This is a genomic window from Pseudomonas sp. MF6751 (assembly GCF_016613265.1).
GTDB classification, from domain to species: domain Bacteria; phylum Pseudomonadota; class Gammaproteobacteria; order Pseudomonadales; family Pseudomonadaceae; genus Aquipseudomonas; species Aquipseudomonas fluorescens_BV.
Genome location: NZ_JAENSV010000027.1, coordinates 1 through 25,962, shown reverse-complemented (window position 1 = coordinate 25,962; position 25,962 = coordinate 1). Strand labels below are relative to the sequence as shown.

General features: G+C 59.6%; 30 protein-coding genes. 14 read left to right on the top strand and 16 right to left on the bottom strand.

What is annotated here, in order from left to right:
• Positions 1-7: 7 nt before the first annotated feature.
• Positions 8-493 carry a glutathione peroxidase gene (locus JJD66_RS19730; protein WP_200648823.1) on the bottom strand — a complete coding sequence of 162 codons (486 nt, stop codon included), beginning with the start codon at positions 491-493 and terminating at the stop codon, positions 8-10.
• A 150-nt stretch (positions 494-643) separates the two neighbouring features.
• Entirely contained in the window at positions 644-1,036 is a 393-nt protein-coding gene (gene msrB, locus JJD66_RS19725) for a peptide-methionine (R)-S-oxide reductase MsrB (RefSeq protein WP_105226261.1), read from the bottom strand.
• Positions 1,037-1,238: 202 nt separating this feature from the next.
• Here msrB and JJD66_RS19720 point away from each other — a divergent pair, with 202 nt between their 5' ends.
• A complete protein-coding gene (locus JJD66_RS19720; RefSeq protein ID WP_044273990.1) occupies positions 1,239-2,450 on the top strand; it encodes a pyridoxal phosphate-dependent aminotransferase in 1,212 nt (403 codons plus the stop codon).
• A gap of 304 nt (positions 2,451-2,754) precedes the next feature.
• Positions 2,755-3,642, top strand: a complete 888-nt coding sequence (gene htpX, locus JJD66_RS19715) for a protease HtpX (protein WP_003189904.1) — start codon at positions 2,755-2,757, stop codon at positions 3,640-3,642.
• A 91-nt stretch (positions 3,643-3,733) separates the two neighbouring features.
• Here the strand turns inward: htpX and JJD66_RS19710 are convergent, their stop codons facing one another.
• Complete coding sequence (locus JJD66_RS19710) at positions 3,734-4,390, bottom strand: thiopurine S-methyltransferase (protein ID WP_105226260.1); 657 nt, start codon at positions 4,388-4,390, stop codon at positions 3,734-3,736.
• A gap of 103 nt (positions 4,391-4,493) precedes the next feature.
• Here JJD66_RS19710 and JJD66_RS19705 point away from each other — a divergent pair, with 103 nt between their 5' ends.
• The gene (locus JJD66_RS19705; protein WP_105226259.1) at positions 4,494-5,261 is read left to right on the top strand and encodes a DODA-type extradiol aromatic ring-opening family dioxygenase; all 768 of its coding nucleotides are present in this window, start codon (positions 4,494-4,496) and stop codon (positions 5,259-5,261) included.
• 133 nt (positions 5,262-5,394) lie between these two features.
• Here JJD66_RS19705 and JJD66_RS19700 read toward each other — a convergent pair whose 3' ends face one another.
• Positions 5,395-7,068 (bottom strand): DEAD/DEAH box helicase, encoded by a 1,674-nt coding sequence (locus JJD66_RS19700; RefSeq protein WP_014717677.1) that lies wholly within the window; start codon positions 7,066-7,068, stop codon positions 5,395-5,397.
• Between the two features lie 423 nt (positions 7,069-7,491).
• On the opposite strand from JJD66_RS19700, the gene JJD66_RS19695 reads away from it, so the two are divergent.
• The gene (locus JJD66_RS19695) at positions 7,492-8,283 is read left to right on the top strand and encodes a crotonase/enoyl-CoA hydratase family protein (protein ID WP_105226258.1); all 792 of its coding nucleotides are present in this window, start codon (positions 7,492-7,494) and stop codon (positions 8,281-8,283) included.
• Between the two features lie 126 nt (positions 8,284-8,409).
• On the opposite strand, the gene JJD66_RS19690 is transcribed toward JJD66_RS19695, so the two are convergent.
• On the bottom strand, positions 8,410-9,165 hold the full coding sequence (locus JJD66_RS19690) for a spermidine synthase (RefSeq protein WP_200648822.1): 756 nt from the start codon (positions 9,163-9,165) through the stop codon (positions 8,410-8,412).
• Positions 9,166-9,288: 123 nt separating this feature from the next.
• Here JJD66_RS19690 and JJD66_RS19685 point away from each other — a divergent pair, with 123 nt between their 5' ends.
• A complete protein-coding gene (locus JJD66_RS19685; protein WP_105226257.1) occupies positions 9,289-10,635 on the top strand; it encodes a class II 3-deoxy-7-phosphoheptulonate synthase in 1,347 nt (448 codons plus the stop codon).
• Positions 10,636-10,731: 96 nt separating this feature from the next.
• Here JJD66_RS19685 and JJD66_RS19680 read toward each other — a convergent pair whose 3' ends face one another.
• Together JJD66_RS19680 and JJD66_RS19675 are read right to left on the bottom strand one after the other, a co-directional pair.
• On the bottom strand, positions 10,732-11,961 hold the full coding sequence (locus JJD66_RS19680) for a winged helix-turn-helix domain-containing protein (RefSeq protein WP_200648821.1): 1,230 nt from the start codon (positions 11,959-11,961) through the stop codon (positions 10,732-10,734).
• 45 nt (positions 11,962-12,006) lie between these two features.
• Complete coding sequence (locus JJD66_RS19675; RefSeq protein ID WP_200648820.1) at positions 12,007-12,213, bottom strand: DUF1127 domain-containing protein; 207 nt, start codon at positions 12,211-12,213, stop codon at positions 12,007-12,009.
• 70 nt (positions 12,214-12,283) lie between these two features.
• Between JJD66_RS19675 and JJD66_RS19670 the strand changes: the two genes are divergently transcribed.
• Positions 12,284-13,165 carry a LysR family transcriptional regulator gene (locus JJD66_RS19670; RefSeq protein WP_200648819.1) on the top strand — a complete coding sequence of 294 codons (882 nt, stop codon included), beginning with the start codon at positions 12,284-12,286 and terminating at the stop codon, positions 13,163-13,165.
• Here the strand turns inward: JJD66_RS19670 and JJD66_RS19665 are convergent.
• On the bottom strand, positions 13,155-13,904 hold the full coding sequence (locus tag JJD66_RS19665) for a sulfite exporter TauE/SafE family protein (RefSeq protein WP_200648818.1): 750 nt from the start codon (positions 13,902-13,904) through the stop codon (positions 13,155-13,157). The genes JJD66_RS19670 and JJD66_RS19665 overlap by 11 nt on opposite strands.
• 108 nt (positions 13,905-14,012) lie before the next feature.
• Between JJD66_RS19665 and JJD66_RS19660 the strand changes: the two genes are divergently transcribed.
• The 3 genes from JJD66_RS19660 (at position 14,013) to JJD66_RS19650 (ending at position 16,168) form a co-directional block, all read left to right on the top strand.
• Positions 14,013-14,963, top strand: a complete 951-nt coding sequence (locus tag JJD66_RS19660) for a LysR family transcriptional regulator (RefSeq protein ID WP_072448175.1) — start codon at positions 14,013-14,015, stop codon at positions 14,961-14,963.
• A gap of 81 nt (positions 14,964-15,044) precedes the next feature.
• A complete protein-coding gene (locus tag JJD66_RS19655; protein ID WP_105229104.1) occupies positions 15,045-15,497 on the top strand; it encodes a MarR family winged helix-turn-helix transcriptional regulator in 453 nt (150 codons plus the stop codon).
• 251 nt (positions 15,498-15,748) lie between these two features.
• Complete coding sequence (locus JJD66_RS19650) at positions 15,749-16,168, top strand: organic hydroperoxide resistance protein (RefSeq protein WP_034126737.1); 420 nt, start codon at positions 15,749-15,751, stop codon at positions 16,166-16,168.
• A gap of 66 nt (positions 16,169-16,234) precedes the next feature.
• Here JJD66_RS19650 and JJD66_RS19645 read toward each other — a convergent pair whose 3' ends face one another.
• Together JJD66_RS19645 and earP are read right to left on the bottom strand one after the other, a co-directional pair.
• On the bottom strand, positions 16,235-16,807 hold the full coding sequence (locus tag JJD66_RS19645) for an elongation factor P (protein WP_032892737.1): 573 nt from the start codon (positions 16,805-16,807) through the stop codon (positions 16,235-16,237).
• Between the two features lie 49 nt (positions 16,808-16,856).
• On the bottom strand, positions 16,857-17,990 hold the full coding sequence (earP, locus tag JJD66_RS19640; RefSeq protein WP_200648817.1) for an elongation factor P maturation arginine rhamnosyltransferase EarP: 1,134 nt from the start codon (positions 17,988-17,990) through the stop codon (positions 16,857-16,859).
• Between the two features lie 132 nt (positions 17,991-18,122).
• Here earP and JJD66_RS19635 point away from each other — a divergent pair, with 132 nt between their 5' ends.
• Both JJD66_RS19635 and JJD66_RS19630 read left to right on the top strand, forming a co-directional pair.
• Positions 18,123-18,491, top strand: coding sequence for a hypothetical protein (locus JJD66_RS19635; protein WP_054920156.1), 369 nt, complete (start codon positions 18,123-18,125; stop codon positions 18,489-18,491).
• A 14-nt stretch (positions 18,492-18,505) separates the two neighbouring features.
• Positions 18,506-18,988 (top strand): GreA/GreB family elongation factor, encoded by a 483-nt coding sequence (locus tag JJD66_RS19630; protein WP_034127037.1) that lies wholly within the window; start codon positions 18,506-18,508, stop codon positions 18,986-18,988.
• Positions 18,989-19,006: 18 nt separating this feature from the next.
• On the opposite strand, the gene cysB is transcribed toward JJD66_RS19630, so the two are convergent.
• The 5 genes from cysB to JJD66_RS19605 all read right to left on the bottom strand — a co-directional run bounded on the left by cysB (position 19,007) and on the right by JJD66_RS19605 (position 22,912).
• Complete coding sequence (gene cysB / locus JJD66_RS19625; protein ID WP_003189876.1) at positions 19,007-19,981, bottom strand: HTH-type transcriptional regulator CysB; 975 nt, start codon at positions 19,979-19,981, stop codon at positions 19,007-19,009.
• A gap of 103 nt (positions 19,982-20,084) precedes the next feature.
• Positions 20,085-20,585: a universal stress protein gene (locus tag JJD66_RS19620; RefSeq protein ID WP_034126733.1), complete on the bottom strand. Its 501-nt coding sequence runs from the start codon at positions 20,583-20,585 to the stop codon at positions 20,085-20,087.
• 48 nt (positions 20,586-20,633) lie between these two features.
• On the bottom strand, positions 20,634-21,551 hold the full coding sequence (locus JJD66_RS19615; RefSeq protein WP_034126732.1) for a 5'-nucleotidase: 918 nt from the start codon (positions 21,549-21,551) through the stop codon (positions 20,634-20,636).
• 15 nt (positions 21,552-21,566) lie between these two features.
• Complete coding sequence (locus JJD66_RS19610; RefSeq protein ID WP_072448180.1) at positions 21,567-22,529, bottom strand: putative 2-dehydropantoate 2-reductase; 963 nt, start codon at positions 22,527-22,529, stop codon at positions 21,567-21,569.
• A complete protein-coding gene (locus JJD66_RS19605; RefSeq protein ID WP_200648816.1) occupies positions 22,526-22,912 on the bottom strand; it encodes a thioredoxin in 387 nt (128 codons plus the stop codon). The genes JJD66_RS19610 and JJD66_RS19605 overlap by 4 nt, the downstream gene beginning before the upstream one ends.
• On the opposite strand from JJD66_RS19605, the gene JJD66_RS19600 reads away from it, so the two are divergent.
• Both JJD66_RS19600 and JJD66_RS19595 read left to right on the top strand, forming a co-directional pair.
• Positions 22,911-23,345 carry a PilZ domain-containing protein gene (locus tag JJD66_RS19600; protein WP_200648815.1) on the top strand — a complete coding sequence of 145 codons (435 nt, stop codon included), beginning with the start codon at positions 22,911-22,913 and terminating at the stop codon, positions 23,343-23,345. The genes JJD66_RS19605 and JJD66_RS19600 overlap by 2 nt on opposite strands.
• 130 nt (positions 23,346-23,475) lie before the next feature.
• Positions 23,476-24,552 carry a 3-deoxy-7-phosphoheptulonate synthase gene (locus JJD66_RS19595; protein ID WP_003189871.1) on the top strand — a complete coding sequence of 359 codons (1,077 nt, stop codon included), beginning with the start codon at positions 23,476-23,478 and terminating at the stop codon, positions 24,550-24,552.
• Positions 24,553-24,621: 69 nt separating this feature from the next.
• Here JJD66_RS19595 and JJD66_RS19590 read toward each other — a convergent pair whose 3' ends face one another.
• Positions 24,622-24,903 carry a GNAT family N-acetyltransferase gene (locus tag JJD66_RS19590; protein WP_003189869.1) on the bottom strand — a complete coding sequence of 94 codons (282 nt, stop codon included), beginning with the start codon at positions 24,901-24,903 and terminating at the stop codon, positions 24,622-24,624.
• A gap of 612 nt (positions 24,904-25,515) precedes the next feature.
• On the opposite strand from JJD66_RS19590, the gene oprI reads away from it, so the two are divergent.
• The gene (gene oprI, locus JJD66_RS19585; RefSeq protein ID WP_003172710.1) at positions 25,516-25,767 is read left to right on the top strand and encodes an outer membrane lipoprotei OprI; all 252 of its coding nucleotides are present in this window, start codon (positions 25,516-25,518) and stop codon (positions 25,765-25,767) included.
• Positions 25,768-25,962 lie beyond the last annotated feature (195 nt).

Here is a 25,962-nt window from a genome sequence, read left to right as displayed (position 1 = left end):
ATTGCGGTCATTTGAGCAGGGCTTCGATCTCCTGGGTCAAGTCCTGGGGCTTGGTGGTTGGCGCAAAACGCTTGACCTGCTTGCCATCACCGCCAATGAGAAACTTGGTGAAGTTCCACTTGATGTTCTTGGAACCCAGCAGCCCCGGGGCCTGTTTTTTCAACTGCACAAACAACGGGTGGGCATCGCTGCCATTGACGTCGATTTTCTTGAACAGCGGAAAACTGACACCAAAGTTCAGCTCGCAGAACTCGGATATCGCGCCTTCATTGCCGGGTTCCTGCTTGCCGAACTGGTTGCAGGGAAAGCCGAGCACCACCAGCCCCTGGTCCTTGTATTGCTGCCAAAGTTGCTCGAGGCCCTTGTACTGCGGGGTGAAGCCGCATTTGCTCGCGGTGTTGACCACCAGAATGGCCTTGCCGGCAAAATCGGCCAAGGTCTTTTGCTCACCCTTGATGGTGGTGCAAGGGATGCTCAGCAGGGAGTCGCTCATGGCAATGCCTCAAGTCAGGGAAAGAAGAGCCTTATTTGTAGGAGCGAGCTTGCTCGCGAAAAACTATCAGACGCCGCGTTCATTCAGGAAACCCGCGGTATCGTTGACGTTTTTCGCGAGCAAGCTCGCTCCTACAGGGACCATGCAAGCCTAGCGCGGCACCAGCTCCAGGCATACCGAATTGATGCAGTAGCGCAGGCCCGTCGGCGGTGGGCCGTCCGGGAACACATGCCCCAAGTGTGCGTCACACTTGGCGCAGGTGACTTCGGTGCGAATCATGCCGTGGCTGACATCGCGGATCTCGACCATCGCGCTGTCGGCGATCGGCTCAAAGAAGCTGGGCCAGCCACAGCCGGAATCAAACTTCGCCTTGGAATCGAACAGCGGCTCGTTGCAGCAGATGCAGTGGTAGACGCCGTCGGTCTTGGTGGCGTTGTACTTGCCGCTGAACGGTCGCTCGGTACCCTTGAGACGGCACACGTTGTACTGTTCCGGATCGAGCATCGCCTTCCATTCATCTACAGTTTTCTGCAACTTATCCATCGATACACCTCGGCAACTGAAAAACCCTGATCTGTGTCTTTTCCATGGATCAGGCGGCACGTATGATTGCGCCTCTTCAAAACGCCAGTCTGGCACCCGCGCCATCGGCATTCAAACGTATTTATGGGTGCGGGCCGTGCAGGCTTCACCCTACGGTAGTGCCTACGCCGTCGGGATCGTTCATTTTCAGGATCACATCGCCATGCAGGTCAGCAAATCGAACAAGCTCGCCAACGTCTGCTATGACATTCGCGGCCCAGTGCTCAAGCACGCCAAACGCCTGGAAGAGGAAGGCCATCGCATCCTCAAGCTGAACATTGGCAACCCGGCGCCGTTTGGTTTCGAAGCGCCGGACGAAATCCTCCAGGATGTGATCCGCAACCTGCCGACCGCCCAGGGTTACAGCGACTCCAAGGGCCTGTTCAGCGCGCGCAAGGCGGTGATGCAGTACTACCAGCAGAAGCAGGTCGAAGGCGTCGGCATCGAGGACATCTACCTGGGCAACGGCGTGTCCGAGCTGATCGTGATGTCCATGCAGGCGTTGCTCAACAATGGCGATGAAGTACTGGTGCCAGCCCCGGATTACCCGCTGTGGACCGCCGCCGTGACCTTGGCGGGCGGCCACCCGGTGCATTACCTGTGTGATGAGGGCGCCGACTGGTTCCCGGACCTGGCCGACATCAAGGCCAAGATCACACCCAACACCAAGGCCCTGGTGATCATCAACCCGAACAACCCCACTGGCGCCGTGTACTCCAGGGAAGTATTGCTGGGCATGCTGGAACTGGCGCGTCAGCACAACCTGGTGGTGTTCTCCGACGAGATCTACGACAAGATCCTCTACGATGACGCCGTGCATATCTGCACTGCCTCCCTGGCCCCGGACCTGCTGTGCCTGACCTTCAATGGCCTGTCCAAGTCCTACCGCGTGGCGGGTTTCCGCTCCGGCTGGATCGCCATCTCCGGCCCCAAGCACAATGCGCAAAGCTACATCGAAGGCATCGACATGCTGGCCAACATGCGCCTGTGCGCCAACGTACCGAGCCAGCACGCGATCCAGACCGCCCTCGGCGGCTACCAGAGCATCAACGACCTGATCCTGCCCCAAGGTCGCCTGCTGGAGCAACGTAACCGCACCTGGGAGTTGCTCAACGCTATCCCCGGCGTGAGCTGTGTGAAGCCCATGGGCGCGCTTTACGCATTCCCGCGGATCGACCCGAAAGTCTGCCCGATCCTCAACGACGAGAAGTTCGTGCTCGACCTGCTGCTGTCGGAAAAACTGCTGGTCGTGCAAGGTACCGCCTTCAACTGGCCATGGCCGGATCACTTCCGCGTGGTGACATTGCCACGTGTGGATGACCTGGAGATGGCGATTGGTCGCATCGGTAACTTCCTGAAGTCCTATCGCCAGTAAGGCAATTGACGCTGTACGACTCACAAAGGGTCGTACAGCGATTATCTGGCAACACTTCTGTGTCACTTACTTGCGGTTGTACTTCATTTGGCCCCTGCCAATGACGTGCCCCCTATAATCACGGGGCGACAGGGTAGCATCGGGTCGATCAGGGCTGACAATACAGGTCGGAAAATCCCTTCAAGGCCCTACGCCAACGGTGTAGGACACAGTTTGAAATAGTCCCCCGGTTGAATCACCCCATGCCGCACCTTATATACCCCGCAGTGAGCGACATATTAAGCATGAGGAGAATTCTACAACCATGATGCGCATCCTGCTGTTCTTGGCCACTAACCTGGCAGTCGTACTGATTGCCAGCGTCACCCTGAGCCTTTTTGGCTTCAACGGGTTCATGGCGGCCAATGGGGTTGATCTGAACCTCAATCAGCTGCTGATTTTCTGTGCAGTCTTTGGTTTTGCCGGTTCGCTGTTCTCGCTGTTCATCTCCAAGTGGATGGCAAAGATGAGCACCAGCACCCAGATCATTACGCAACCACGCACTCGCCATGAACAATGGCTGATGCAAACCGTGGAGCAGTTGTCTCAAGAAGCAGGCATCAAAATGCCCGAAGTCGGGATTTTCCCGGCTTATGAGGCCAACGCCTTTGCGACCGGCTGGAACAAGAACGACGCGCTGGTGGCCGTGAGCCAGGGCCTGCTGGAGCGGTTTTCGCCCGACGAAGTCAAGGCGGTGCTGGCCCACGAGATCGGTCACGTGGCCAACGGTGACATGGTCACCCTGGCGCTGGTACAGGGCGTGGTGAACACCTTCGTGATGTTCTTTGCGCGGATCATCGGCAACTTCGTCGACAAGGTCATCTTCAAGAACGAAGAAGGCCGTGGTATTGCCTACTTCGTGGCGACCATTTTCGCCGAGCTGGTCCTGGGCTTCCTGGCCAGCGCCATCGTGATGTGGTTCTCGCGCAAACGCGAGTTCCGCGCAGATGAAGCCGGCGCACGCCTGGCAGGCACCAGCGCAATGATCGGCGCGCTGCAACGCTTGCGCTCCGAACAGGGCCTGCCGGTGCATATGCCCGACAGCCTGACCGCCTTCGGCATCAACGGCGGCATCAAGCAGGGCCTGGCTCGCCTGTTCATGAGCCACCCGCCGCTGGAAGAGCGGATTGACGCACTGCGTCGCCGGGGCTGATAGCCGGATGACTCAACAAGGGGGCGATCTGATCGCCCCTTTTTTGTGCCTGCTGATTTCACCGCTCGCCCCTACAAAAGGAAAAACCCTTTTAGCGCCTGGTCAGCCGATAAGCACGCTCTTCAAGGCGAGTAACACCGTCCTGCAGGAACTTTCCGCTCTCCCTCAGGATGTCCCGCTCCTCCAGCCGCTCCAACGCCCAATGCAGTGCAAATAGCACCTGCACTTCCTCGTCCGTGACAGCAAAGGGTGGGCCGGCCTTCTGCCCCTGGTCGTAATCGAGGGTAATCAGCAACCCCTGGCAGCCTGAGGGCAGCAAGGCATTCAGATGCTCTGCGTATTGCGCGCGCATCAGTGGCGGCAATGCTATCAACGCTGCGCGGTCATAAACGGCGCTGCAACCGGCCAGCGCCCCGGCATCGAGGCTAAAGAAATCGCCACACCACAGCTCGATCATGCTGGCCTGGTAGACCTTGAAGGCGCCCTGCTGACTGACGTGCGGCACAAGCCCCTGCTCGCTGAAGAACGCCTCAACCGCCTGCTCCGACAGCTCCACGCCCACTACCTGGTACCCCTGGCTCTTGAGCCATACCAAGTCAAGGCTTTTGCCACATAACGGCACCAGCACTTTTGCCCCCTCGGCCACCCCCAGCCTTGGCCAGTGCCTCTGCAAATAGGGATTAACCTCGTGCTGATGGAAACCGATCTGATTGCTCGCCCAGCGGTCCTGCCAAAATTCAGGCTGCATGAATCACTCCGAAAATTCGATCAAAAGGCGCTAAAACTTATATTAGATTTAGATCGATGATCTGATTGAAGATGGCTCCATCTTAACCCTCAGGACTCTGCTCATGCTCCCCAGCCTGTTTATCTCCCACGGCTCGCCCATGCTGGCCTTGCAACCCGGGGCCAGCGGTCCTGCGCTGCAGCGCCTCGCTGCCGAACTGCCACGGCCCAAAGCCATTGTGGTGGTGTCGGCGCATTGGGAAAGCCCGGACCTGCTGGTCAGCGGCAGTGCTGCCCCCGAAACCTGGCACGACTTCGGTGGCTTTCCGCGCGAGCTGTTTGCGGTGCAATACCCCGCGCCGGGTGACCCGCAGCTGGCCAGTGAGATCGTCGAACTGCTGCACGCCGACGGTCTGGCTGCACGTATTGACGAGCAACGCCCCTTCGACCACGGCACCTGGGTCCCGCTGTCGCTGATGTACCCGGCAGCGGACATCCCGGTGGTACAAGTGTCCTTGCCCAGCCGCCTGGGCCCGGCTTTGCAGACTCGAGTCGGGCATGCACTCGCGAGCCTGCGCGAACAGGGTGTGCTGCTGATCGGCTCCGGCAGCATCACCCACAACCTGGGCGAACTGGATTGGCGCGCCGGGCCGGAGACGATCACACCGTGGGCCCGGGAATTTCGCGACTGGGTGGTCGACAAACTAGCGGCCAATGACGACGCCGCCTTGCATGACTATCGCCGCCAGGCGCCACATGCCGTGCGCAGCCATCCCAGCGATGAACATTTGCTGCCGCTGTACTTTGCGCGGGGTGCGGGCGCAGATTTCAGCGTGGCGCACCAAGGCTTCACACTGGGTGCCTTGGGCATGGATATCTATCGCTTTGGCTGACACCGTTATACCTGTGGGAGCTGGCTTGCCTGCTCTCACAGTTGATCGCGTCGGAGCCTAAAACATGAGGCGAAAAAAAATCCCCGAACCAGTCGGGGATTTTTTATGTGCGATCAATCAGCCCAAGGGCGGATCAATCTTCGCGGTAGCGACGCAGCTTGAGCTGCTTACCGGCAACGCGAGTGTCTTTCAGCTTGGCCAGCAGTTTTTCCAGGCCGTCTTCCGGCAGCTCCACCAGGGAGAAGCTGTCACGCACCTGGATGCGACCGATGGCTTCACGTGCCAGGCCACCCTCGTTGAGGATAGCACCCAGCAGGTTCTTGGCCGCGATACCATCACGCGCACCCAGCGCGGTACGGCAACGAGCACGGCCTTCAGCCAATGGCACTGGAGCACGACGCTCACGGTCACCACGGTCTGGACGGTCACCGGAACGCTCTGGACGATCACCGCGTGGCGCGCTGTTCGGAACCAGTGGACGTTCCTTTTCGATGGCTGCCAGGGTCAGGGCCTGACCATTGGTAGCTTTGCGCAGCAGGGCTGCAGCCAGGGCACGCGGGGTGCAACCGATATCGGCGGTCAGGCGGTCCAGCAGGTCGCCGTGGGTCGATTCAGCGTCAGCCACCAGTGGCGCCAGGCTGTTGGTCAGTTTCTTGATGCGCGCATCGAGAACGGCCTGGGCATCCGGCAGGCGGACTTCGGCAACTTTCTGGCCGGTAACACGCTCGATCACTTGCAGCATGCGGCGCTCACGTGGAGTCACCAGCAGCAATGCACGACCTTCGCGACCGGCACGGCCAGTACGGCCGATACGGTGAACGTAGGACTCTGGATCGTAAGGCATGTCAACGTTGAACACGTGGGTGATACGTGGAACGTCGAGGCCACGGGCAGCAACGTCGGTCGCCACAACGATGTCCAGACGGCCATCCTTGAGGGAGTCGATCACGCGCTCACGCTGGTTCTGGGCAATGTCACCGTTCAGCGCAGCGGCTTTGTAGCCTTTGGCTTCCAGAGCGCTGGCCAGGTCCAGGGTCGCTTGCTTGGTGCGCACGAACATGATCAGGGCGTCGAAGTCTTCGACTTCCAGCAGGCTCAATACAGCCGAGGTCTTCTGGTCAGCGTGAACCAACAGGTGAGCCTGTTCGATCGCGGTAACGGTCTGGGTCTTGGTCTGGATCTTAACGTGCTCCGGATCGCGCAGGTGGCGTTCGGCAATGGCACGGATGGACTGCGGCAGGGTAGCCGAGAACAGTACGGTCTGACGGGTCGCTGGCAGTGCCTTGAAGATGACTTCCAGGTCATCCATGAAGCCCAGCTTCAACATTTCGTCAGCTTCGTCCAGAACCAGGTGGTTCACGGTCGACAGGACTTTTTCGTCACGACGCAGGTGGTCGCACAGACGGCCCGGAGTGGCGACAACGATCTGTGCGCCATTACGGATTGCCTTGAGTTGTGGGCCCATAGGCGCGCCGCCGTAAACGGCCACAACAGTTACACCCGGCATTTGCTTGGCGTAGGTTTCAAAGGCGGTTGCTACTTGCAGCGCCAACTCACGGGTTGGCGCCAGGATCAGGGCTTGCGGCTCGCGCTTGGCAGGATCGATGCAATGCAGAATAGGCAGGGCGAACGCGGCGGTTTTACCGGTACCGGTTTGCGCCTGGCCAATCATGTCCTTACCGGCCATGATGATCGGGATCGATTGCTGCTGAATCGCCGAAGGTTCTTCGTAGCCGGTCGCTGCGACGGCTGCAAGAATATTCGGGTTAAGATTAAAAGCGGCGAAGCCGCCGGTTTCCTGGGTCATGGGTCTGCCTCTAAGTGCATCCGCAAAGACCCATGCTCCAAAGCTGCGCATGCCGTGTTGAGACTCAAGAGTCGCCCTGGCTGCTTTGTCGGCGGGGATTTGCGAAAACGAATGAATGAAAAAGATTCGTCAAGGAAGAGTCCGCTGTGCGGACGTGCAGCCGAAGCTGACTTCGGGGAATTGCGCTACCTAAACGCGGCCCGGTTAAAGGCCGGCGCGCACTATACCGGAAATAGCTGAAAAAGGGAGCTTTTTTTATCGCCAGGCGCCGATAAACCGCACTGGGTCACGCGCTTTGCAGATCCGTGCGCCAGGGTCTATTTTTCAAAGGCCCGGCCCTGTTGGTCATCGAGCTTAAACGGTTCACCCACCCATTGAGACCCTTTGGTCTGAAACCTCACCTGCGCCCCGAGGGCACACCCGATGAATCAAGCCAGCAGTAGCCGTGTCAGCCGCGCACTTGAGGGCCATGTTCTATTGCTAGGCCTGGACCGCGTGGCCAAGCGCAACGCCTTTGACCTGGATTTGCTCAATGACCTGAGCCTGGCCTATGGCGAATTTGATCGAAACGATGACGCACGTGTGGCCGTGGTGTTTGCCCATGGCGATCACTTCACCGCAGGGCTGGACCTGGCCAATGTCAGCGGCGTAATGGCCGGCGGCTGGCAACCGCCGCTGGGAGGGTGCGACCCGTGGGGGGTGTTTGCCGGCCCGCGCGTGAGCAAGCCGGTAATCGTCGCCGCCCAAGGTTACTGTCTGACCATCGGTATCGAGTTGATGCTGGCGGCAGATATCAACCTCTGCGCCAGCAATACCCGCTTTGCCCAGATGGAGGTGCAACGCGGCATCTTTCCGTTTGGCGGCGCGACATTGCGCTTCCATCAGATTGCCGGCTGGGGCAATGCGATGCGCTGGCTGCTCACCGGCGACGAATTCGACGCCCATGAGGCCCTGCGCCTGGGGTTGGTGCAGGAAGTGATGGCCAGTGAAGACCTGTTGCCCCGTGCCATTGAATTGGCCAACCGCATTGCGCGCCAGGCGCCGCTGGGTGTGCAGGCCACGTTGATGTCGGCACGCCTGGCGCGCATGGAGGGTGAGGCCGTCGCAGCCGCCGCGCTGCCGCCCATGGTGGGTAAACTGCTCAACAGTGAGGATGCCAAGGAGGGTGTTCGGGCGATGGTCGAGAAGCGGCCCGGGGTGTTCAAGGGAATTTGACCAAACTGAATTAGCCGTCGCTAGTGAGGGCCTCTTCGCGGGCAAGCCCGCTCCCACAGGGGATTGCATTTTAACCAGAGTGCAATTCGACTGTGGGCTTGCCCGCGAAAGCGTCCGAACTGACAACTAAGTTGCTGGCCGAATCGCCTTGATCAACGGCTGCAACGAATACCCCAATCGCGGCGCCAAGGCTTCGGCGCGGGCTGACAGCGCATCCAGGTCCAGCACCTGATCCAGCTCCGAAGGCACCAATAGAATCACATTGCCCTCCTTCACCGGCAGCTCCCAGTAATGCCGGTGGTACAACCCACGCAGCAACGCCGCCCCCAGCGGTTTGCCGTCATCGGTGGCCCACTGGTTGATCACCAGCCAGCCGCCGGGGTTGAGTTTCTTCTGACAGTTTTCCAGGAAGGTCCAGGCCAGATGCCCCACGCCCGGGCCGACATCGGTGTAGAGGTCGACGAAAATCAGATCGGCCGCTTCAGCACTGTCGAGCAATTGCAGCGCGTCACCAATGCGGATGTACAAGCGCGGATCGTCATCCAGCCCCAGATATTCAATCGCCAGGCGCGGTACATCGGGGCGCAGCTCAATGGCTTCGACATCCTCCAGCGCCAGGAACTTGAGGCATGCCTGGGTCAACGTGCCCGCGCCCAGGCCGAGGAACAACGCACTTTCCGGCTGTTCATGGCACAACGCGCCGATCAGCATCGCGCGGGTGTAGTCGTATTCCAGCCAGCTCGGGTCAGCGGTGAACACACAGCTTTGCTCGATGGCGTCGCCAAATTCGAGAAAGCGGTAATCAGCCACTTCAAGCACACGGATCATGCCGAATTCATCATGGACTTCGGCCAGCAGGCGCTCGACACGCTCCTCGCTCATCACTACTCCTAAAGGGTTTACCGCACGACAAAGGCGCGATTGTCGGCCAAGCGGCAACCACAGGTCACGCACTAATTGCTGCTAACATTGGCGCCCTAACATCCACCTGCAAACGAGTTCATGATGAGCCACCCCTGGAGTCCCGATAGCTGGCGAGCCCTGCCGATCCAGCAGCAACCCCGATACCCGGACGCCGCGCACTTGGAGCAAGTGGAGCAGAGCCTGGCGAGCTACCCGCCCCTGGTGTTTGCCGGCGAAGCCCGCGAATTGCGCCGTCAGTTTGCCGAAGTGACCCAGGGTCGTGCCTTCCTGCTGCAAGGTGGCGATTGCGCCGAGAGCTTCGCCGAGTTTTCCGCCGCGAAGATCCGCGACACCTTCAAGGTGCTGCTGCAGATGGCCATTGTCATGACCTTCGCCGCCGGTTGCCCGGTGGTGAAAGTCGGGCGCATGGCCGGCCAGTTCGCCAAGCCACGTTCGGCCAACGATGAAACCATCGACGGCATCACCCTGCCCGCCTACCGCGGCGATATCGTCAACGGCATCGGCTTCGACGAAAAAAGCCGCGTGCCAGACCCGGACCGCCTGTTGCAGTCCTACCACCAGTCCACCGCCACCCTCAACCTGCTGCGCGCCTTTGCCCAGGGCGGTTTTGCCGACCTGCATCAAGTGCACAAGTGGAACCTGGATTTCATCGCCAACTCCGCCCTCGCCGAAAAGTACAGCCAACTGGCCGACCGCATCGACGAAACCCTGGCCTTCATGCGCGCCTGTGGCATGGACAGCTCGCCGCAATTGCGCGAAACCAGCTTCTTCACCGCCCACGAAGCGTTACTGCTCAACTATGAACAAGCCTTCGTACGCCGCGACAGCCTGACCAACGATTACTACGACTGCTCGGCGCATATGCTGTGGATCGGCGACCGTACCCGTCAGTTGGACGGCGCCCATGTCGAGTTCCTGCGCGGGGTGAACAACCCTATTGGTGTGAAAGTCGGACCGAGCATGAACCCGGACGACCTGATCCGCCTGATCGACATCCTCAACCCGGATAACGACCCTGGCCGCCTCAACCTCATTGCCCGTATGGGTGCAGGCAAGGTCGGCGACCATTTGCCCAACCTGATCCGTGCCGTGCAGCGCGAGGGCAAGCAGGTGCTGTGGAGTTGCGACCCAATGCACGGCAATACCATCAAGGCCAGCAGTGGCTACAAGACCCGCGACTTTGCGCAGATCCTGGGCGAAGTGAAGGATTTCTTCCAGGTGCACCAGGCAGAAGGCAGCTACGCCGGCGGGATCCATATCGAGATGACCGGGCAGAACGTCACCGAATGCATCGGCGGCGCACGGCCGATCACCGAAGACGGCCTGTCGGACCGCTATCACACCCATTGCGACCCACGGATGAATGCCGATCAGTCGCTGGAGTTGGCGTTCCTGATTGCCGAGACCTTGAAACAGGTAAAGCGCTGACGTTTTATCGACGGGGATGACGCCATCGCGGGCAAGCCCGGCTCCCACATTTGAACGCGTTTCTCTGTGGGAGCCGGGCTTGCCCGCGATAGGGTCTTAAAGGCTGACGTCCCGGTTCAGCATCGCAGCCCTCAACCGGGCAGCACTGGGCCGCTGGCAATTGAGCTGGATCTGTTCCAGCCCTAGCCAGTCGGCCATCTTTCGCAGGTTCAAGGCCAGCGCCAACATACCTTCCTCATCCAGCCCAGGTTCTTCCTCGTGCACGGCATGCACGGCCAGGCGCCCATGGGCACGCTCGGCCCGCAGGTCGACGCGTGCGGCAATGCGTTCGTTGTGGAGAAACGGCAGGACGTAATAGCCATACACGCGTCTTTCTTGCGGCGTGTAGATCTCCAGGCGATAGCGAAATTCGAACAAGCGCTCGGTGCGGCTGCGCTCCCATATCAGCGAATCGAACGGCGACAACAATGCACTGGCCGGCACGTTGCGCGGCAGTTTGGGCGCCGCCAGGCAATAGGCTGGTTGTTTCCAGCCCCGCACCTGGCACGCCAGCAGTTGCCCATCCTCGACCAGCTCGACCAAGCGGTTGCGGCTGTCGGCGGGGTCGAGGCGGAAATAATCGCGCAGGTCTTTTTCAGTGGCGACACCCAATGCAGTCGCACTGTGCAACAGCAAGCCACGCTGCGCTTCACCTTCACTCATGGAGACCCTGAGCACCTCTGCGGGAATAACACGCTCGGGCAGATCATAAAGCCGCTCAAACCCTCGACGACCGGCAACCGTAACCAGGCCAGCGGCGAACAGCCATTCCAGCGCGTGCTTTTCATCACTCCAATCCCACCAGGGCCCGGCACGCTCCTCGCGGGTCGACAAGCTACCCGCCCCCACGGCGCCCTGCTGTTCGACGGTGCGCAATACGCGCTGAATCGTCGCCTGCTGCTCACGGCCAAAACGTGCCATCTGCGAATAGATCCCCTGCCCTTGCCGGGCGCGCTCCATACGCCAACCCATCAGCGGGTACAGCGTCAAGGGCAGCAGCGACGCCTCATGCCCCCAGTATTCAAACAGAGTACGCCGCCGCCCCAGGCTCCAGGCCGCCTGCTCAAGAATCGATGGGGAATAAGAACCAAGGCGGGAAAACACGGGCAGGTAGTGGGAACGCACCAGCGCATTGACCGAGTCGATCTGTAAAACGCCCAGGCGTTCGATCAAGCGGTTGAGGTGCGTGGCCTTTATCTGTGCAGGCGCCTGACGCCCGGAAAACCCCTGGGCAGCCAGCGCCATGCGTCGAGCTTGCTTGAGTGAAATACACAGGTCGGCGGGCATGGCGATCTCCATTGAGGCTCGCCCCCTACCCTACTGCATCCGGACTTATTTTCGCAGCGGGTCTTCCCAGAAATGCCTATGGCTTTCCTGGGCGACGTCGGCGCGATTGAGCCCGATGTCCTTGAGTGCGTCATCGCTCAGGGTCGCCAGCATCTGCCGCTCCTGATGCAACAGCTGCCAACGCGCGAATCTGTGAAACAGCCCGGAAAACAGCCAGTTATCCGTCGATATGAAACCTTTTTGACCTTTCATCTTCTCGCCCTCCAGTGGGGATGACGACAGTGTGTGCCTGGCATTATGATCAATCCAACGAATGTTTCTTATGCATTACATCTCAGAGATTGATCAATTGTCCGCCTATCCCAGCATCGACACAGACGTGCTGCGCACCTTCGTCGCCATTGCCGACCAGGGCGGTTTCACCCGTGCCGGCGAGACGGTCAATCGCACTCAATCGGCGGTTAGCATGCAGATGAAGCGTCTGGAAGAAGACGTGTTGCAGCGCAAACTGTTCGAGCGCGATGGCCGGCAGGTACGGCTCACGCCCGAAGGCCAGGTGCTGCTGGGTTATGCGCGGCGCATCCTGAAATTGCACAGTGAAGTGTTCAATACCCTGCGCGAGCCGCATATGGTGGGATTGGTGCGCATCGGCACGCCGGATGACTATCTGATGCGCTTTCTGCCAGGGATCCTGAAAAAGTTCTCCAAAGCCTACCCACTGATTCAAATCGAAATGCACTGCGAAGCATCGACCGTATTGATGCAACGGCGGGACTTGGCGCTGACCGTGATCAGCCGCGAGCCCGGCAATGATCTGGGTGAGTTGTTGCGTACCGAACGCATGGTATGGGCAGCATCACCGTGCTTTTGTGTGGAGGAGCACGATGCCCTGCCCCTGGCGGTGTCCGGCGACGACTGCCTGTACACCCATTGGGCACGTGCCGCATTGGACGCGGCCGGGCGAGATTATCGCCTGGCCTATCACAGCTCTAACGGAGCAGCGATCCTGGCGGTGGTGAGTGCGGGCCTGGCGGCGATGGTCAGCATGGAAAGCCTGGTCACCGACGACCTGCGAGTGCTCGGCAGCGACGAAGGCTTCCCGCCTTTGCCGTCGATGAACCTGCGCTTGCTGCGTAACCCGCAGATGACCTCGCCGATCACCGAGTGCCTGGCGGACTACATCGTCGAAGGCTTCAAACTTTAAAGGTAAGCATCACCGCGCACACCACCAAAAAGCCACAGAACAGGCCGCGCAACAGACGCTCCGGCAAGGCATGAGCCACTTTCACGCCCCAACTGATACTCAGCAGGCCACCCACCGCCAGCGGCAAGCCGATCATCCAGTCCACCTCGTGGTGCCAGGCATAGGTGACCAGGGTCACACCGGTACTGGGCAACGCCAAGGCCAACGACAACCCTTGGGCAACCACTTGAGTAGTGCCGAACACGCTGGTGAGTACCGGTGTGGCCACCACCGCGCCACCGACCCCGAACAGCCCGCCCATGGAGCCGGATGCCGCGCCCAAGACGCCAAGCCAGGGCCAGGAATAACGCATTTGCGTGGTGGGCGGCGCGTTGCGGGTGAACATGCGCAGCAAGTTGTAGGCAGACAGCGCCACCAAGAACGCAATAAAACCAATGCGCATGGCGCCCGCATCCAGCCCCACCGCCCAGATCGATCCCAGCCAGGCAAAGCAAAAGCCGGTCAGCCCCAAGGGTAAGGCGTGACGCAACTCGATGCGGTTACGCTGGTGATAGCGCCACAGGGCGAGCATCACGTTCGGCACGACCATCACCAAAGCGGTGCCCTGGGCAATTTGCTGATCCAGCCCGAACAACACGCCGAGTACCGGGATAGCAATCAGCCCGCCGCCGATGCCAAACAGCCCACCCACGGTGCCCAACACCGCACCCAATGCCAGGTACATCACTAAATCCCACACCGCTCGCTACTCCGCTATTCCAAGCTTGGCATGCTACGCAGTCGGCCCTGGCGCGGAAACGCACAGCAACGCACAATGGCTGTGCCAATTTCGCATAAGCGTCGAGCCATGAACCCCAACACCTTGACCGACCAACTCAGCCTGTTTCTGGATGTGCTGGAAGCCGGTAGTTTTTCCGCCGCCGCGCGCCGCCATCCGCTGACACCTTCCGCCGTAGCCCGGCGTATCGACAGCCTGGAGAACTCAGTGGGCAGCCGCCTGTTCCAACGCAGCACCCATGCGGTGGTGCCCACCTCGGCGGGCCTGGCCTTTGCCGAGCGGGCACGACGGATTGTCAGCGAGTTGCAGCTGGCACGGGCCGAAGCGGTTTCGCTGAGCCATGCGCCGGAAGGGTTGATCCGGGTCGATGCGCCCGCAGCATTCGGCCGCCGGCACCTGGCGCCGGTCATTGCGGACTTTTTGAACCTGTACCCCGGACTGGACGTGCACCTGCACTTGATCGACAGCTTTGTCGATATGCAGGGCGCGCATCTGGGTAAGGTCGATCTGGTTCTGCGCGCTGGGCATATTGTCGATACCCGGCTGGTCGCTACGCCGTTGGCGAGTATCGTGCGTATCGCCTGCGCCAGCCCCGCGTACCTGAAAAGCCGTGGCACGCCGGCCCATCCTCGAGAGCTGAGCGAACATGATGGCCTGGACTGGGACGGGCTGGCGCCAATGTTCGCCTGGCGCTTCGAACTGGACGGGCGCCGCACCACCTATCGCCCCCGGCGCATCCGCATGAGCGCCAATAATGCCGAAGCCCTGCTCTCGGGTGCACTGGCCGGGCTGGGCATCGCTCACCTGCCGACCTGGTTGGCCAGTGAATACCTGGTACGCGGCGAACTGTTGCCGCTGTTTTGCGAAGACGGTTTGCCCAGCCCGGAAACCGCCGGCATCTATGCGCTGCGCCTGGAACAGCAGCCCAATGCTCGCAGCCGGTTGCTGCTCGAATATCTCAAATCCCGTTTCAGCCCGGTGCCGCCTTGGGATCTGGCATTGCAAAGTGGCCTGGTCTGAAGCCGAGGACAACAATTATCTGGCGCATTAAAGATCTGCCCGCTAGATTCCAGCCCAGACATGCTTTTTCGAGACGCCACCATGAGCAAAAACCCTGATCCTTGCGAATCGCTGTTGCTGGACAACCAGCTGTGCTTCGCCCTGCACTCTACTTCATTGCTGATGACCAAGGTCTACAAGCCGCTGCTCCAAGCCATCGGCCTGACCTACCCGCAATACCTGGCCATGATGGTGCTGTGGGAAGAGGATGAATTGACCGTCAGCGAAATCAGCAGCCGCTTGCTGACGGACCCAGGCTCCATGACGCCACTGCTCAAGCGCCTCGAAGCCGAGGGTCTGCTCAGCCGTACCCGCAGCCGCGAAGATGAACGAGTGGTAGTCGTGGAACTGACCGACGCCGGGCGCGCCTTGCAGCAGAAGGCCAAGGATGTTCCGCAATGCATCCTGGGCGCCAGCGGGATGGCGCTGGAGCAATTGCGCAAGCTGCAAGGAGACCTGATCGCGTTGCGCGCCAATCTGCAAACCAGCATCTGACGCAACACACACCTAAAAAAGTGGAAGCTGGCTTGCCTGCGATGGCGGTACATCAGTCAACAATGCATTGACTGACACACCGTCATCGCAGGCAAGCCAGCTCCCACTTTTTGCTCTGCGGTGCCCTCAAATTTTTTAATCAGCCAAAAAGCTGAAAAATTAACTTGCGCACTAAACATTAGCGCTATACATTCACCTCACCAACTACTTGGCGCGCAAATGTTTAGCGCAAAACAACAGAGGAACGCCCCATGCAAACGCTCTATACCGCAGTAGCCACCGCCACTGGCGGCCGTGATGGTCGCGCCGTTTCCAGCGACAATATCCTCGACGTCAAACTGTCGACTCCCAAGGAGTTGGGTGGCGCCGGTGGCCAGGCCACTAACCCCGAACAATTGTTTGCTGCCGGCTACTCCGCCTGCTTTATCGGCGCACTGAAATTCGTTGCCAGCCAGACCAAACGCAAAATCCCGGATGACGCTTCGATCACCGCCCACGTTGGCATCGGCCAGATCCCGGGCGGCTTCGGCCTGGATATCGACCTGCATGTCAGCCTGCCGGGCCTGGCCCAGGATGACGCGCAAAGCCTGGTCGACGCCGCGCACCAGGTCTGCCCATACTCCAACGCCACCCGTGGCAACGTTGATGTGCGCTTGCATGTAACGGTCTGAAAAACAGACGCCCATGAAAAAGCCCGACTCAAGGTCGGGCTTTTCTTCGTATCGCCGGGGCCAGAATTACTTCTTGGCGCGACCTTTGTACGAACCACCTTCACGGGTGTCGATCTCGATCATGTCGCCGATTTCGATGAAGTCTGCAACGCTCAGCTCGGTACCGTTCTTCAGTTTGGCAGGCTTCATCACCTTGCCGGAAGTGTCACCGCGAGCCGAACCTTCGGTGTAGTCAACCTGACGCACGATGGTGGTCGGCAGCTCTACGGAAACCAGGCGATCTTCGAAGAAGATAGCTTCGCAGACGTCTTCCATGCCTTCTTCGATGAACGGCAGAACGGCTTCGATATCTTCAGCGTTCAGCTCGTACATGGTGTAGTCGGTAGTGTCCATGAACGTGTAGGTGTCGCCGCTGATGAAGGACAGGGTCGCTTCTTTGCGGTCGAGGATTACGTCGTCCAGTTTGTCATCGGCGCTGTAGACGATCTCGGTCTTGTAACCGGTCAGCAGGTTCTTCAGCTTGGTCTTCATGATTGCGCTGTTACGACCAGACTTGGTGAACTCAGCTTTCTGAACCAGCCAAGGGTCGTTTTCGAGACGGATCACTGTACCGGGTTTCAGTTCTTTACCAGTTTTCATTGCGTATATCCGAAATTTGGATGGGATTGACAAAAATCAAGGTGGCGTATCATATCCAACTTTCATAAAACTGTACCAGCGCCGTCGCAAGATCGGCCTGCAAGCCTTGTTCCAGACACCACTTCTCAGCGTGCTGGGTGACCTCGGGCCAGTGTTCCAGCAGCATTTTCCAGGACTGAGCCATATCGCCATCAGCGTTCCAGGCTTGCCAAAGCGTGACGACGGCAGCCTTGGCGGCCGGTGAAAGTGCGGCAGTGTACAGTTCCAGGAAGGCATCGAGCTTGTCCAGGTGGATGTCTTCGTCCTGGCGGTAGATGTGCCATAGCATTGGCCTCCCCGCCCACTGGGCACGCACGAACGAGTCTTCGCCACGTACGGCGTTGAATTCGCAGCACCATAGCAATCGGTCATATTGCTCCTGACGCACGAATGCAATGACCTGAACGGTCAGCGTGCCGCGCACCTGAATGTCTCCCGCCGACAAACTGCTCACCCCCAGCCAGCGTTGCACATCCCCCAGAATGCGCCCTTCCGGCACCAGCAAGTGCGTCCTGCGCCCATCGGCTGCCAGCACGTCCAGCCAGCCGGCCAACCCGTCATTCTCATAGGCAAACAGCGACATCAAACGCGCGCCGGCCGTCGGAGCAACGCCCAGGCTTTGCAGGAACTGTTGCTGCTCGGCGGCGTCCTGTTGAAACGCCTGGCGTCGCTCCAACAAGCCGGCTTCACGCAACAGGCCGCCGGTGCCAGGGCGAAACCCGGGGAAGAAAAAGTATTTCTGCACGCCTTTGTACTTCACCGAAGGCAAGCGATGACAACCCACCACCCAGTCTTCAGCGCTGAGGTAATCCAGGTTCATCCACAATGGCATACGCTCACGCTCGGCCATGCAGTCCATGTACTCAGGCGGTAGCTGGCAAGCGAACGCAGCAATCACCACATCGGCCGGGTGCGCGCCTGGCCATTCGGCCGGCCAGTGACGCACTTCGACGCCCTCTTGCCATTGCTGGCCCACCTGCACATCAATGTCCGGGCACATGCGTTCGAAGGCCCGCAGGTCATCGACCCACAAGCGCACGTCACAGCCATGCTCCACCACCAACTGCCGGGCCAGGCGCCAGGTCACGCCGATGTCGCCGTAGTTGTCGACGACACTGCAAAAAATATCCCAGCGGGCTTTCATTCCGGGCTCCATCAATCAAAGGTTCGATTGTCCGCATAAATGCGTGGATGCAGAAGGCTTGATCGCGATTATTCTGCACAGAGGCTGTGCGACAATCACCGTCATGCCGTCAATGCCTGCCAGGAGGCTCTCATGTCTGACCGTCCGTTATCGCTGCTCAAACTCTGCATCGCGATTGCCGCAGGCGTGTGGCTAGGGTTTATCGCCATTGCGCTGACCACCTGGCTGGCGTCTCGCTACCTGTTCCCCCAGAGCCTGGCGCCGGTGGCACAGGCGGTTCAGCAATTGGGCAAACCGGCGATGGTTGAGCCGCAGCCACCGAACCGTCTGTTCGAACAGTACCAACAAAACCTGCAAAAACAGGCACAACAACAGGCCCTGGACCAGGCCCGAAGCAACGCGCGTAACCTGTCCAATCCCAAATGCCAGTTCTGGCTGCAACAAGACCAGAACGCCCCCAATGAAAAGACGCGGGCCAATGTCCTGCAATTCTGCGATTGATGCCAGATACCGCCATGAATAAACACGCCGTGCTCCAGTTGATCCTGGAAAAGCTCACCGTCGACCTCGACATCGTCCAACGCGCCGCGCAGACCGCCTACGAAACCGCGACCCACGAAGAAAACATTGCCGAGAACAAATACGACACCCTCGGCCTGGAGGCTTCGTACCTGGCCACCGGGCAGGCCCGGCGAGTGGAGGAGATCAAGCAATCGCTGGTGCTGTGCCAGCAACTGCAGCTACGTGCATACGATGATCGACGCGGGATAGAGATCGGCACGCTGGTGGGCCTGGAAGACGAGGACGGTCGTCAGCAATGGCTGTTCCTGGCGCCGGATGCAGCGGGTTTGAAAGTGGATGTGGTCGGGCAACCGGTGACCGTCATCACGCCGCGCTCGCCGTTGGGCAAAGGCCTGTTGGGCAAGCGTATCGATGAAGAGGTGGAGATTCTGGTGGCCGGCGCTCGGCAGCACTTTACGGTTACCGAGGCCAGATAACCTACAGGGTCATCGCGGTCAGTGGACGGGCAATTCAACGCCGTCGAACAACTCTTCCAGCTCTTGCTTGTTGTGGCACTGGATCGCCTTGGCCATCACTTCACGGGTCAGGTGCGGTGCGAACTTCTCGATGAAGTCGCACATGAAGCCGCGCAGGAAGGTGCCGCGGCGGAAACCGATCTTGGTCACGCTGGACTCGAACAGTTCGCTGGCATCCAGCACCACAAGGTCTTTGTCCAGGTTGGTGTCGACCGCCATCTTGGCGACGATCCCGACGCCCAGGCCCAGGCGAACATAGGTCTTGATCACGTCGGCATCGGCAGCGGTGAACACCACCTTGGGCGTGAGGCCGCGATGGCTGAACGCTTCGTCGAGCTTGGAACGGCCGGTAAAGCCGAACACGTACGTCACGATCGGGTATTCAGCCAAGGCTTCCAGGGTCAGCTTCGGCAGCTTGGCCAAAGGGTGCCCCTGGGGCACAACCACGCAGCGGTTCCAACGGTAGCAAGGCATCATTACCAGGTCGCCGAACAATTCCAGGGCCTCGGTGGCGATGGCAAAATCGACTGTGCCGTCAGCGGCCATTTCGGCAATCTGCATGGGCGAACCCTGGTGCATGTGCAGCGCTACGTCTGGGTATTGTTTGATGAAATCACGGATCACCGGCGGCAATGCATAGCGCGCCTGGGTGTGAGTGGTGGCGATCGACAAGGTGCCTTTCTTCTCGTTGGAGAACTCCTGGGCGATCTGCTTGATGCTTTCGACTTTACGCAGGATCTCGCCGGCGGTGGTGATGATGCGCTCGCCAGCTGGAGTGACACGGGTCAAGTGTTTGCCGCTGCGTGCGAAGACTTCGACGCCCAACTCGTCTTCGAGCAGGCGGATCTGCTTGCTGATACCAGGCTGCGAGGTATAGAGGCTTTGAGCGGTAGCGGAAACGTTGAGGTCGTGGTGCGCCACTTCCCAGATGTAGCGCAGTTGTTGAAGCTTCATATGAATCCCTCAAAGCAGATAGACGCCACGGGTATCAGCGACGGTATATAACTATATTAAAGGTTTAACGGATAAATCTAGAACTTTTTATCGTTTTTACCGATCAACTATCGTCACTGCGCCGACGCTGCAGCGACGGCACCAGGTAAACCGGCACCGGGGACAACTGCAACACCCGTGCGGCGGTACGCCCAAGGGGGACGGCCACGCCGGTTGCCTGGCTATGACTGCCTACGACCAGCAAGTCGACGGACAGTTTTCGCAACTGGTCGAGAATCACCTCGCAAGGGTCCCCCTGGATAACCTTGACCGAGCGAATCCATTGCAGGTCCTGCTCCCCTTCCTCCCACTCCTCGCGAAAGCTGTCCAGCACGCGCTGTTCAATCGTCGCCATCACCGTGCTCAGCCCCTTGCTCTGCCATTCGCTCAAGGCGGTTTCATCAAGGTAGCTCTGCAACACCGATTCGGCGAACAAGCCAATGGGCTCGACCACGTGGATCACATACAGGTCAGCCTTGAACGTTCGCGCCAGCGCCACTGCATGTTGCATCACATAGGGTGCATACAGACCGAGGTCCGTGGCAAACAGCATCGAGCGAATCATATAACCTCCTGGACTGCCAGGATGGCGGGAATTGAATGAGCTTAGCAGCTAGCTCTCGGTCTGGATTCTCAACTCATTGCTGATGCCATGGGGCACGTGCCCGGTGGCCACTACCTCCCTGGCTTTCTCGCAATGGCCGGCCTGGTCATCGAAAAACACATCGGCGGCAAAGGCTTCCAGAAACGCGGATTTTTCCAGGCCACCGAGGAACAGCGACTCATCCAGGCGGATATCCCACTCGCGCAACGTGCGGATCACGCGTTCATGGGACGGTGCCGAACGTGCGGTGACCAACGCGGTACGGATCGGGCAGGCCTCATCGGCAAACTCGCGTTGCAACAGGTTCAGTGCCGCCAGGAAGCCCTTGAACGGACCGCCGTGCAAAGGCTGGCGCGCCGACTCTCGCTCGCTGGCCTGGAAGGCTGCCAGCCCGCCGGCCTGGTAGACACGCTCGGACTCATCGGAGAACAGCACGGCATCGCCATCGAATGCGATGCGCAGCTCTTCGCTGGAAGCGCGGCGCGGGCCGCCAGACAAAATCGTCGCGGCCGCAAACCCGGCATCGAGGGCGCTGCGCACATCTTCAGCATGGGTGGAGAGAAACAGATGACAACCGAAGGCGGCCAAATAGGGATAGGGACTACGCCCGCCTACGAAAGCGGCGCGGGAAATATCCAGGCCGTAATGCTGGATCGAGTTGAACACCCGCAGCCCGGTATCGGCACTGTTGCGCGACACCAACACCACCTCGACCCGCGCACGCCCCAGGCTGGCATTCAGGCTCAGCAGCTTCTTGACCAGCGGGAAGGCATCGCCAGGCTCGAGGGTTTCTTCCTCGTGCTCGATCTGGTATTTGCGGTAAGCCTCGACCCCTTCAGCCAGATAAACCTTGTGGCTGTCACTCAGGTCGAACAGCGCTCGTGAGGAAATCGCCAGCACCAGTTTGTCAGCCAATCCCTTCACCATGGTGGTTCCCCCCAATCAGCGGTTGTGCCGATCAATAAAACTCAAGGCCTGATAGAGCGCCTGCATGCGTGGCAGTTCGCAACCGGCCGCTTTGGCAGCGGCCAAGGGGCGGGCGTAGATGGCCGCCAGCTCCAGCGGCCGCTTGTGCAGATGGTCGTGGTACATGCTGGGCAGGTAGTCGTCCATGGTTTCTGTCATGGCGAACATCTGCCCAGCGTAACTGGCAGGAATTTCATGCCCGCAGGCATGAGCGCCCTGCACCACCTCGGCCATCAGCGCCTGGATCAACTCGCGGCTGGACTCATCGGCCATCATGGCCGTGGTGCCCGTGCCCAACAACACAGAGAGGCCGTTGAACGGCACGTTCCAGACCAGCTTGTGCCAACGCGCCAGATGCACATTGGCCATGGCCTGGGACTCGATGCCAGCTTGATGAAACAGCCCGGCGCCGGCTTCGACAATCGCCTGTTGCTGCACCTCGTCGTTGGCCGCCGCGCCACTGTGATAGCCCAGGTTGACCCGGCCCAACGCCTGATGCTCGACCACACCGGGGGCCGAGCGGTGCACACCGATGTAGCACAGGCCGCCCAACAGATGCAGCGACGGCGGCAGGTGTTCACGCAGGCTGTCTTCCACATCGAGGCCGTTTTGCAAGAGCACCACTTTGGCGTCCGGCGCCGCCACCTGGGCGATGGTTGGCGCCAGGTCCACATTGCCGGTGGACTTGGTGCCCACCAGTAGCCAGTCGCACGGCGGCATGTCGGCGGCGCTGGCATAGGCCTGCACCGGATGCAGGTGCAGTTGCCCATGCACCGTACTGTTGACGTGCAGGCCATGCCTGCTCACCGCGGCATATTCGCTGCGCAACAAGAAATGCACATCGAAGCCGGCACGCGCCAGCATCAGTCCGTAGTAACCACCAATGGCACCGGTACCGATAATGCCAATGCGTGGCGACGGGGCTGCAACTGCGGTCATGGCAAATCCTCTGGTATTCGATTGAGCGCCTGGTTTACGCATTCGGCGAGGTCGGATGCTGTAAGACGTGTCTGTAATTGCCCAAGGAATTGACCCTCGCACACCAGGAACAACGCCGGCAAATGAAAGATCTGGTAGCGTTCCACCGCACCGCCGTTGTGCCCGGCATCCACCCAGCACACGCGGTCCACCGGCAAGTGCCAGCCAGGCAACTGCTGGCGTGCCCAGCGGCAACTGGCACAACCGACACTGGTGAACACTACCAGCGAAATACCTGGCAATCCCAGCAATTGCTGGTCAATATCCAGGTCGGTCAATTCCAGTTCCTTCACTATACTGCTGCTATTGCCGTCAACTGGACGGCGCTCGGAGTCCGTGTACATGGGTCGTTTTTTACCTCACCCTGATGATGTCGCTGTCGAGTTGATCCAACGTCCCTCTCCCGCCCTGCCCCGCCAACGCCTGCACACTATCGGCCGCGGCGGCGTCGCCTGCAATTGGCCACGTGCCTGGCGCGCCGGCACGGCGGTTGACCTGCGTATCCCTTCCCTGGGGCCCAGCGCCCGTTATCCGGGCTATGTCGCCTGGTGCCGCAAAGTCGAACAGGGCTATCGCATCGGTATTTGCTTTACCGATGAACACGCCTTGTTCGGTGCGCGAATGGGCGAGCAAGTGTGCCAGATCGAGCGTTACTGCCGCCTGCACGAAGATGCCGAGCCAACGCCTGCGCAACTTGAAGCCATGGCCCGTGACTGGGTGTCGCGCCATGCCGGCGAGTTCTCCCATGAGGCGATTGTGCAGCCAGCGCTGGATTAAACCGGGCTTTGCCCATTGTCGCGGGCCCGTGTTACGCGCTAAGGTTCCTCCCCCCTGCATTCAAATCATGCTGTGCCCGCCGCACGGGGATAGCTGGCGGCCGGCACCCGTGACCCTGGCGAGTAACACGATGGCTGATTTACCGATCAATGACCTTAACGTTGAATCCAACGAGACCCTGATCACCCCCGATCAGCTCAAGCGCGAAATCCCCCTGAGCGACGCTGCCCTGCAGACCGTCACCAAGGGCCGCGAAGTCATCCGTGACATTCTCGACGGCACCGACCACCGCCTGTTCGTGGTGATCGGGCCCTGCTCTATCCACGACCTCAAGGCCGCCCACGAATATGCCGAGCGCCTCAAGGTGCTGGCGGCAGAGGTGTCCGACACCTTGTACCTGGTCATGCGCGTGTATTTCGAGAAACCGCGTACCACCGTCGGCTGGAAAGGCTTGATCAACGACCCGTACCTGGACGACTCCTTCAAAATCCAGGATGGCTTGCACATCGGTCGCAAGCTGCTGCTGGACCTGGCTGAAATGGGCCTGCCCACCGCAACCGAAGCCCTCGACCCGATCTCCCCGCAATACCTGCAGGACCTGATCAGCTGGTCGGCCATCGGCGCACGCACCACCGAATCCCAGACGCACCGCGAAATGGCGTCCGGCCTGTCTTCGGCCGTAGGCTTCAAGAACGGCACTGACGGCGGCCTGACCGTGGCGATCAATGCGCTGCAATCGGTCTCCAGCCCTCACCGTTTCCTGGGTATCAACCAGGAAGGCGGCGTGTCCATCGTGACGACCAAGGGCAACGCCTACGGTCACGTGGTGCTGCGTGGTGGCAATGGCAAGCCCAACTATGATTCGGTCAGCGTCGCGTTGTGCGAACAGGCACTGAACAAGGCCAAGATCAAGCCAAACATCATGGTTGACTGCAGTCACGCCAACTCCAACAAAGACCCGGCGTTGCAGCCGCTGGTGATGGAGAACGTTGCCAACCAGATTCTGGAGGGCAACCAGTCGATCATCGGCTTGATGGTCGAGAGCCATTTGAACTGGGGTTGCCAGGCGATTCCAAAAGACTTGGCCGATTTGCAATACGGCGTGTCGATCACCGATGCCTGCATCGACTGGTCCGCCACTGAAACCACCCTGCGCAGCATGCATGCCAAACTCAAGGACGTGTTGCCCCAGCGCAAACGCACCTGAGCCAATACCTGTTTCGCGCACACAAAAACGCCGGGCCAAGCCCGGCGTTTTGTATTGGCAACTGGTCAGTTACAGCTTCGCAGCATGGCGCTGGTGGCGCTCCATATAGCGTTCGACATAGGAGCATGAGGGGATCACCGTGTAGCCAGCCTCTTCGGCAAACTTCAAGGCTTCCTCGGTCAACGCAGCCGCAATGCCTCGCCCCCGCAGTGCGTTGGGCACGAAGGTGCGATAGATATCCAGGGTCTGCTTCCCGAGGTCCATGTAGGTCAGGTAGGCACGATGACCGTCCACATTGGTCTCGAACTGATGACCAGCCTGGTCATGGTGGATGGACAACGCCTCGCTCATCACTACTCCTCGCGGGTCTGAATTAACGACCCTACCTTACCGATGTTTTTCCGGCGAAGGAACATCTACGCCACCCCGTGCCGGTTTCGACAGCGAGAAAACCGTGAGCGCTCACAACCAGCACATAGGGAATAGTAGGCACCAATCCTGAAATTGCTCAAGGCGCACTCGTCATCCCCTGCCGCTGGTGGATATAGAAAGGGCCTCGATCAACCGGTGACCGATAGCCTGAACATTGCCGGCAGTTGAAGCTTGAGACGAACTGGCGCACTTAAAGTCACCTCTAGATGCGCGAAAGATGCCTGCCGCAGTAAAGCCGAGCGCAACCAAAGTGCCCCGCTTCGTTATATAAAATTTCATCTGTTTACAAGGCTTAACACATGCGGGCCGGCCCTTTCAGCCTGGATCCAATGTTCGTCGAGGTGCAAAAATCTGGACAGTTTTCATACAGACCGCCAAAAGATTAGCCAAAATAGATTCGGTACAAGAATTTTTTTTGCTTCTTGCGCAACGTCAGTTTACTTACTACAAGTAATGGGTAGTATGTACGCCGGCTATTAGCTCACTCTGAGAAAGTAGCCATTAAATTGAAAGTCCTTGAAGGGGAACACGATGAACAACGTTCTGAAATTCTCTGCTCTGGCTCTGGCCGCAGTTCTGGCTACCGGTTGCAGCAGCGTCTCCAAAGAAACCGAAGCTCGTCTGACTGCAACTGAAGACGCAGCAGCTCGCTCCCAGGCCCGTGCAGACGAAGCCTACCGTAAAGCTGATGAAGCTCTGGCTGCTGCTCAAAAAGCACAACAGACTGCTGACGAAGCTAACGAGCGCGCTCTGCGCATGCTTGAAAAAGCAAGCCGCAAGTAATAATCCTTCGGGGTTGTTATCAAGCCGATCCATTTATGGGTCGGCTTTTTTTTGCCTTTGATTTGGCGTGTGGGAGATTCTATGGTTGAGGGGCAACCCTCAACCAACTTTTGGTTGATATTCGCTTTGCCCTTTCAGCAGAGCGAACACCACCCGAGCAAGCTTGCGGGCCAGTATTACCAACGCCTGTGTGGT